This window comes from Coprobacillus sp. (genome assembly GCF_984815275.1).
The window spans coordinates 1-7,544 of record NZ_CFJNYH010000070.1 but is presented as its reverse complement, the minus strand read 5'-3'; the positions used below and the strand labels follow the sequence as shown (position 1 = coordinate 7,544).

The following is a 7,544-nucleotide window of genomic DNA, read 5'->3' as shown; positions in this document are numbered from 1 at the left end:
ATTTTAAAGAGACAGAAGGAGGGAGAAAAGAGATGTGTGAAATCTGGGAAGAGATCAAAAGAAAGGGTAAGCAAGAAGGCATTATTGAAGGAGAAACTAGGGGGAGAATTGAACGAACAATTCAATTAATCCAAAAAATGATGACTAAAAAAGGGTATACATTGGAAGAAGCGTTTAACTTTTTTGATATACCAGAAGAAGAGCGCTCTATATACATACAAAAAATCATTTCATAATGATTAGAAATATGAATCATTAAGAGGCTATAGCGAGTCAATTTTTTGAGTTGATTTGTCTAATTTCTTTATGTGTTTTTTAGATTTTGTTAATAAAAAAGCAGCTACATTATTAATAAAATTGATTTTACATTCAAGTCTATTGGAAATAGTAATAAGATTGTTAAATGTGGCTGTTCTATAATCTTGATACATAAAAAAGATAATGATAATCATCACTGATCTCATTATCTTTTTTTATTACTTATTTTAATAATAACAAACAACTGGTGTGTTTACTTTAACCATATCGTATAACTCAGCAGCAACTTTAAGTGGTAGATTAATACAGCCATGTGATCCTCTAGTATAGTAGACATCACCACCAAATCGAGATTGCCAAGTCGCATCATGAAGACCAATTCCCCCATTAAAAGCCATCCAGTATGCTACTGGTGTTTCATATTCAGGTTTGCCATCTGCTTGAATTTCACCACGTAGAGTTCGATTTAATTGCATGAAATAAATGTAATAAGTACCTGCTGGTGTTTTTTTATGAGGATCACTAGGTAAGCCAGAAACAATATCTGACTCTAAAACAATTTTTCCATTTTTATGATACCAAAAATGTTGTTTTGTCATATCTATCTCTATAAATGTCTGACCAAGGCCACCATTGTCATATGAAGCTTGAATACCAGTTGTTACAGGTGTTCTCATTCCTTTTTTTCCAGCCTGAATATCTTTGAGAAGTCCCTCTACTTCTTTTTCTTGCTTAAGTTTATAGCCGTAATTCCCTCCTGATACATTTATCTTTCTGCCATGAGCACCAGTAAATGTTTTTTTCTTCCCAATAATGTTTATGTTTTTAGATAGTTTTTTTACAAATTCTGTTGCTTGTTTTTTAAATTCATTATCATCTTTATAATAATTTCCACTCTCATCTATAGAAAGCCAAGATACTAAAGTATTACCATCTAAAACAACATCTTCATTTATTGTTTTATAGGTAATAGAAACATCACAATATTTTTTAGCTGCTTCCAGTAATTTTTTTAAACTTTCATCTTCAGATGTTGTCTTAGGTTTCACATAGCCACCAACTTCTTCTACATTCAGCTCTGTTTCTCCATTTTGAAATGCTGTCGTTATTTTTTGAATAAGAATATCTTTTTGGATTTTACTTCCAATTGTTTCTTTTGCAATTGAAAAATTATGATCTTTATATTGAACTTTTGCATCAGCAGGTGCTACTTGATAGTCATCTTGCAGGTGCTTGAGTTGAGATAGAGATGTCTCTAACTTTTTTTCATCAACAATAAATAAATTATTGATTGTAATATTATCTTGATAAAACCAATGAGTAAACCATAAAAAAGCGTTCTGTTTTTTTATTTCCTTTTTTATATCATTATTTTGATTAAATGTAAAACCAATATTTTCTTGTGTTAAGATTTCCTTTTCTCCATCTAGAAATATCAATGTCATTGTTCGTTTATCAATATGTTCTTGAATTTTCTGTGTTGCTTTTTGATAATTTATTCCTGCCACATTCATTCCATTAATAGTTGTTCGTGACATAAATCTATTTTGATAATAAATACATCCAAATGCATAAATACATATGAATAGAATTCCCCCACCAATAAGAAATTTCGTTTTATATTCTTTTATAAAAAGAATATATTTATGACTTTTGGTTTTTGTTTCTTGTTCTTCAACATGCTCATTTTTTACATGATCTTCATCCATAATAACATCCCCTCATTTATTTATTTTCATTCTTTTTGATTGTAGTTATTCTTATTTGAAAAGTCAATGTTTCCTATTCGTAAATGCTTGTTAATGTATTTGATTTTATGAGTATATCTTGTTATTTTGTCTATATGTCTCAAATGCCTTTGTAATAAAAAAAACAATGTCGATTGACATTGTTTAGAAATTTAGATAATGATATATTCACAAACAGATCTCCATATTTTTATAGGAATACCTCTTTCTTTAATAATAAAATCTATGTTTTCAATTTCTTTAAGATCAATATCATGTAATAAGAAACGACAAGCAAATTCATTAGCTTCTCTTTCTAATGAATTTTTTCTTGTTTTTAATAAAAACTGAAAAGAAATATTTTCATCATAATGCATAAGATAATGTCCAAGTTCATGAGCTAAAAGAAAATTTTCATATAAAGGATTTAAGTCTGATTTTATAGTAATATAGGCAGTTTGATGAAAGAGGAATATAGAAGAGTCACATGCTTTGTTGAGTTGGTCATTGTATTCTATAGAAATATCATGATAGTCAATAATCTCTCTAACATTATCTGTTTGATACTCATTGATTTCATGAGTTACAAAATCTTCAATAGTCATTTTATTTATGCCTCTTTGCAATCATTTTAATAAATTGAGCAATATCATTTGCCATATCAATAATTTCATCTTGACTCATTGTATCTAAATCATAACCGCCAAATTTAGCAAACATATCTTGTTTTAATATAAATTGCAAGGCTTCTTCTGGTGATGTAAAGAAATCATCATGATTTTCACCTAAGAGTTGAGAACTTGTACAATGAAAAATATGTGATAATTTTTCAATCATTTCAATCTTTGGTTCACTTCTTTCCTTCTCCCATGAAGAAATTGTTTTACCACTAATCTCTAATAATTCACCTAGCTCATCTTGAGTTAAGTGTTGCTCCTCGCGCATTTTTTTGATGTTGTCTCCAAGGACTGACATAGCAATCACCTCTTTAAAACCGATTATATACCTTTAATATTAAAAAAACAATCAAAACTCTAAGTTTCTTAGAAATCATATTGAAATTCTACAAATCTTAGAGTAATATAAACTTACAATTGGTATTATTTACCAAAACTTAGAAAAGAGGAGAGAGCATATGAGATATTCAGAAGAACAATTAAAAACAATTAACAACATGAAACTTTATTTAAAAGGAATGAGAGAACTGAGTCGTGAAAGAGAATATTTATTAGAGGAATTTAATGAGGAACCAGCACCTCATTCACCATCGTTTGAAGAAACAAAAGGGACATCATTGTCACAGATCACACGAATGAATGATTATACTTTTAAAAGAGAATTATTATCTAAAAAGATTCAATTATTAAGTGATATTATTAACAATTTTATGATCAAGACACTATTGTTACCAACGAGACAAAGACAGATCTTAGAAACTTATATTACGACTTTAACATATAAAGAGATGATAGATACTCTAAATGATAAATATTATATAAGTACAAGTACATATAAAAGAGAATTACCTGAAATATGTTTATCTCTTTCACAATATATAACAAGTCCATTACCTTCTATTGATGAAATTAATCGTAAATTCTTAAGTGAAATTTAAATAATGAATACTTTTTGAACTTATCTTGAACCTAGTTATAACCAATAGAAGGGTGTTAAGATGATATTGTCAAGAAAAGGCAGAGAGATACCTTTCTTGATAAGAATCTAATTGGCCAAGCAGATTCATAAAGAAAACATCAAACAAGATAACTTAGGTTATAATATTCATCTCATAAAGAGAAAGATGTTAAAAACAATTGAATATAAGGAGGTGTCTAATCAATGATAGATCATGAGAAACAAGTTTATACACTTGTCAGCAATGCATTAAAAGAAAAGTTTGAAACTATTCAAACAACAGATCAGAAATTAAGATTTTATGATTCAACATATCCAGTGATTTCATTAATTCAAACAGATAATTATGTTTTGCAAGATAGTCGTTCATTCGATGATTTGGGAACAAATAATGTTGAGCAATATGAGATTGAAATTCAATCTCAAACTGGTATGGATGAAATCAAAGCAATTATGATAAGTGTTGATGATGCTATGCGACAACTTGGGTATATAAGGACATACTGTGGATTAGATACACAAGATAAAGAAACAAAGTTAAAAAGATTGATGCAGTATCAAACTGCATTATAAGGAGGAAATTATTATGTCAAATATTGCTATGAGTACAGCTGGAGTCACAGTGAACTATGCAGTTGAAGCAACTGCTGGAACAAGACCAACTATGGGATATATTCAAATTCCTAATATCAAAAGTGTTCCTGAGATGAACCCATCTCCAGAAACATTAGAAACAACTGATTTGAGTCAAACAGAATTCAAGACATATGTTGAAGGTTTAAAAGATTTAGGAGGAGCATTAGCTTTTTTAGCAAACTTTACTACAGATTTAGAAACAGCTTGGAATGCATTAGTAGATGCTTATAAAGCAGCTAAAGAAGAAGGAAAATCAGTTTGGTTTGAAATCAAACATCCTGGTTTAGAAAAATCAGTTTATTTTACAGGACAACCAAGTGCTATGGGATTACCAGCAATGGCAGTTAACGCTGTTTTGGAAACAAACTTATATATTACACCAACAAATGCACCAACTTGGCAAGCAAAATCAACAGTAGCACCTGCTGAATAATTTATAGGAGGAATGAATCAATGTCTAAAACAATTCAATTTACATACAATGATGTGGATTACACATTAGAATACACAAGAAAAACATTAGAAAAAATGGAGGCTGATGGTATCGTATTAGCAGATATGAATAAAAAGCCTGTGACTATTTTACCAAAGCTTTTTGAATATGCATTCTATGCACATCATAAACGCATTAAAAAAGCGGAAGTTGATAATATCTTCCACTTATTCACAAACAAAAATGATATGTATAATAAGTTATCAGAAATGGCAACAGATACATTAAATACATTATTTGAAGAGGATAACTCAAAAAACGCAATAAGTTGGAAGGCGAGTTTTTAGACACTGAGGATTCTCTTTCCAACAAAACATATACAGAAATATTTAAAGAAGTTCTTCCCTTTTATTTATCCATTGGTATGACTTATGATGAATTCTATCTCCAAGATGTAGAACTGGCTAAATTCTATAGACAAGCCTATGAAATAAAAGAAGATCGACATAACTCACATATGTGGTTACAAGGTATGTATATTTATGATGCTATTTCAACGTCACTATATAATGTATTTTGTCGAAAATCTGGGCAACAAGCATCGTCATATCCATCAAAGCCATATCCAATGACGAATGAACAAAAAGAAGAAGATCAACAATTAACAGTTGCAGAGGAACAGGCTAAAGCGAAAGTCTGGATGAGTACTTTGGTTAATTGTTATCAATGAGTAAAACACCACAATCTGTGGTGTTTTCATCTTATAGATTCAATAATTCTTTCTTTTTCTTGTCAAATTCTTCTTGAAATAAAATTCCCATATCCAGAAGTTCTTTCAACCTTTTGACTTCTTCAATAGGATCATTTGTATTATTTTCTTGAGGAATATTATTTTCCTCTTTTTTTGTAATGATTTCTAACTTTGCTAAATCTTCATCACACATCTTAATTAAGTCTTTAGCCATCTCACTATTTGTTTTCGTATTTCTGGTAATATAGTTTACATAAACACAAGGTTTGTCGAAATTATTAAGATTTAATTTGATTTGCAAATTAGAAATATATTCACCATTATTGAGTGAAGAGAGGGCACCAATAAGTGAACCAACTCCCCCAGCAATATACTTACCAGAAGCTGTATTTTTCAACATATCATTATTGATAACTTGTTTATCACAAACTATTTGATAGCTATTGATATCAGTAAAAGAAATAGAATCATATGGTGGAGAGATATTTAACTTGTTCATTGGTCTAACTTTTTTATCTAAATTACCTTTATTTAATATTGTAAGTTTATTATTTTCTTTTTCGAAAAGTAAACGCTTTGTATAGGGGAGAAGTATTTCATATAATTCTTTCATTTCATCATATTGATTCTTTTTAAAAACTATCTGAAAAGGAGTAGTATCATCTGTAACAATAATAAAAGTTCCTCTGCCTTGAGAATTAACTTCTCCTAGTTTTATCCATTCAAGATGTGCTAAATGTAGATTTTCTTTTGTAATACTAGATTTTACAAATAAGTGTTCATTGTCTTCCAATCGAACTGTAAAGCCACTAACGCCAGTAAATTCTTTTTTCATATTATCAATCCTGCTTTCTATATATAAATTATAGTTAATTATAATTAAAATAACAATAAAATTCGTAAAATACTATGTTTTAAAAGTCTAAATAGATTATTGAAAATTTTGATTTTTTAAGTAATATGTAATAATATTTTTTCTAAAAATATAGTATGTGTTATAATAATGTTAGAAAGGAGAAGGCATATAAGAAATTGAATATGTCAACATAAAAAATGGTTAAGTTTGGGAAGTTATTATTAGGAAGTATTATGGTCATATCCTTAATTGGTTGTAATTCTCAACCAAAAATAAATAGTAAAGAAAAAGAGTTACTTACAACTATTGAAATAGCAGCATCAAAGGATATAAAAAAATCTTTTGAAGCAATGCAAGCTGATGGATATGGATTAAAATATAATACTGAATGTGATACTATTACTTTTGAAAAGGAAGAATATCAATTTGTTGTTAGGCTAATTGAAGGTGATGAGTGGGAAAAACTTAAGTTTATTGATAGTAATGGAGCATTTATTTATTGTAGTGAAATTAAAGATGATTCTAATCCTACATTAATTAATTTAGTAGCTATTTTGAAGAAATATGATACAAATATGGCAGATGTGGAGTATGAATTAAAAGAACTTCTATCCGAACATAGGTTGGAATTAAAGAAAAAAGAATTGGATGAAAAATATCCTGCTAGAAAAAAGTTGGCTGATGCGGGATATGAATTAACTGGATTTGCTACTGATGAAAATGGGCAAAATACAATCTCATCAACATGGACAAGAACAAAACAAGAAGATGGAATAATTGTTAATATTTCTTTGGATATTATAGATAAGAGTTATATTCAAGAGTATGAAAAATCTACAAAGATAATATATTCATATTATTGGGGAGAAAATACTGCAACAGTTAAGGCTGCAACAACATTTTTAAAATATGATTTTAATGAAAATACAATTAGTGAAAGTAAAGGCTTAGATGAAAAGAGCGAAGTCTTATATTCAAGCCAAGCAGCATATATTAAACAAGAATTTGAAAAAGAGATGAAAAGGATTGGAATCAATGTTAAAGACTTAGTCATGCCAGAGTAGATAAGTTATTAAATATATTAATAATGTTAGAAATAAGAGAATTTTAATATATTATTTTGGTTTTAAATAAAAGATGTAAAGTTATTATTGATATAATGTATATTTATAAAAAAACACCACTATAAATGGGGGAGTGTAATATAAAGTGTGTAAATAGATAAACTACTGCACACTTTTTTAAATA

10 protein-coding genes and 1 pseudogene are annotated in these 7,544 nt (G+C 28.5%); 7 read left to right on the top strand and 4 right to left on the bottom strand.

The window, feature by feature from the left end; genetic code table 11:
* A pseudogene (locus AC5M21_RS15530) lies at positions 1-236 on the top strand (PD-(D/E)XK nuclease family transposase); the annotation flags it as partial.
* A 249-nt stretch (positions 237-485) separates the two neighbouring features.
* Here the strand turns inward: AC5M21_RS15530 and AC5M21_RS15525 are convergent.
* The 3 genes from AC5M21_RS15525 to AC5M21_RS15515 all read right to left on the bottom strand — a co-directional run bounded on the left by AC5M21_RS15525 (position 486) and on the right by AC5M21_RS15515 (position 2,960).
* Entirely contained in the window at positions 486-1,967 is a 1,482-nt protein-coding gene (locus AC5M21_RS15525; protein WP_117599047.1) for a L,D-transpeptidase family protein, read from the bottom strand.
* 191 nt (positions 1,968-2,158) lie between these two features.
* Positions 2,159-2,590: an ImmA/IrrE family metallo-endopeptidase gene (locus AC5M21_RS15520; RefSeq protein WP_008788422.1), complete on the bottom strand. Its 432-nt coding sequence runs from the start codon at positions 2,588-2,590 to the stop codon at positions 2,159-2,161.
* Position 2,591: 1 nt separating this feature from the next.
* Positions 2,592-2,960 carry a helix-turn-helix domain-containing protein gene (locus AC5M21_RS15515; RefSeq protein WP_017144169.1) on the bottom strand — a complete coding sequence of 123 codons (369 nt, stop codon included), beginning with the start codon at positions 2,958-2,960 and terminating at the stop codon, positions 2,592-2,594.
* Positions 2,961-3,120: 160 nt separating this feature from the next.
* Between AC5M21_RS15515 and AC5M21_RS15510 the strand changes: the two genes are divergently transcribed.
* The 5 genes from AC5M21_RS15510 (at position 3,121) to AC5M21_RS15490 (ending at position 5,419) form a co-directional block, all read left to right on the top strand.
* The gene (locus AC5M21_RS15510; protein ID WP_008788424.1) at positions 3,121-3,600 is read left to right on the top strand and encodes a hypothetical protein; all 480 of its coding nucleotides are present in this window, start codon (positions 3,121-3,123) and stop codon (positions 3,598-3,600) included.
* Between the two features lie 224 nt (positions 3,601-3,824).
* Complete coding sequence (locus tag AC5M21_RS15505) at positions 3,825-4,193, top strand: hypothetical protein (protein WP_008788425.1); 369 nt, start codon at positions 3,825-3,827, stop codon at positions 4,191-4,193.
* A 13-nt stretch (positions 4,194-4,206) separates the two neighbouring features.
* On the top strand, positions 4,207-4,689 hold the full coding sequence (locus AC5M21_RS15500; RefSeq protein ID WP_008788426.1) for a hypothetical protein: 483 nt from the start codon (positions 4,207-4,209) through the stop codon (positions 4,687-4,689).
* Between the two features lie 20 nt (positions 4,690-4,709).
* Positions 4,710-5,036: a DUF5055 domain-containing protein gene (locus tag AC5M21_RS15495; RefSeq protein ID WP_008788427.1), complete on the top strand. Its 327-nt coding sequence runs from the start codon at positions 4,710-4,712 to the stop codon at positions 5,034-5,036.
* On the top strand, positions 5,018-5,419 hold the full coding sequence (locus AC5M21_RS15490; protein ID WP_017144170.1) for a hypothetical protein: 402 nt from the start codon (positions 5,018-5,020) through the stop codon (positions 5,417-5,419). The genes AC5M21_RS15495 and AC5M21_RS15490 overlap by 19 nt, the downstream gene beginning before the upstream one ends.
* A 31-nt stretch (positions 5,420-5,450) precedes the next feature.
* Here AC5M21_RS15490 and AC5M21_RS15485 read toward each other — a convergent pair whose 3' ends face one another.
* Positions 5,451-6,275, bottom strand: coding sequence for an SHOCT domain-containing protein (locus AC5M21_RS15485; protein ID WP_008788429.1), 825 nt, complete (start codon positions 6,273-6,275; stop codon positions 5,451-5,453).
* Positions 6,276-6,529: 254 nt separating this feature from the next.
* Here AC5M21_RS15485 and AC5M21_RS15480 point away from each other — a divergent pair, with 254 nt between their 5' ends.
* Positions 6,530-7,360, top strand: coding sequence for a hypothetical protein (locus tag AC5M21_RS15480; RefSeq protein WP_008788430.1), 831 nt, complete (start codon positions 6,530-6,532; stop codon positions 7,358-7,360).
* Positions 7,361-7,544 lie beyond the last annotated feature (184 nt).

What these genes read in the sequence shown, in the direction of transcription:
- AC5M21_RS15480 (WP_008788430.1), top strand. Translation starts at nt 6,530, where the DNA reads ATGGTCATATCCTTAATTGGTTGTAATTCTCAACCAAAAATAAATAGT.
- AC5M21_RS15485 (WP_008788429.1), bottom strand. Translation starts at nt 6,275, where the DNA reads ATGAAAAAAGAATTTACTGGCGTTAGTGGCTTTACAGTTCGATTGGAA.
- AC5M21_RS15500 (WP_008788426.1), top strand. Translation starts at nt 4,207, where the DNA reads ATGTCAAATATTGCTATGAGTACAGCTGGAGTCACAGTGAACTATGCA.
- AC5M21_RS15515 (WP_017144169.1), bottom strand. Translation starts at nt 2,960, where the DNA reads ATGTCAGTCCTTGGAGACAACATCAAAAAAATGCGCGAGGAGCAACAC.
- AC5M21_RS15525 (WP_117599047.1), bottom strand. Translation starts at nt 1,967, where the DNA reads ATGGATGAAGATCATGTAAAAAATGAGCATGTTGAAGAACAAGAAACA.
- AC5M21_RS15520 (WP_008788422.1), bottom strand. Translation starts at nt 2,590, where the DNA reads ATGACTATTGAAGATTTTGTAACTCATGAAATCAATGAGTATCAAACA.
- AC5M21_RS15495 (WP_008788427.1), top strand. Translation starts at nt 4,710, where the DNA reads ATGTCTAAAACAATTCAATTTACATACAATGATGTGGATTACACATTA.
- AC5M21_RS15510 (WP_008788424.1), top strand. Translation starts at nt 3,121, where the DNA reads ATGAGATATTCAGAAGAACAATTAAAAACAATTAACAACATGAAACTT.
- AC5M21_RS15505 (WP_008788425.1), top strand. Translation starts at nt 3,825, where the DNA reads ATGATAGATCATGAGAAACAAGTTTATACACTTGTCAGCAATGCATTA.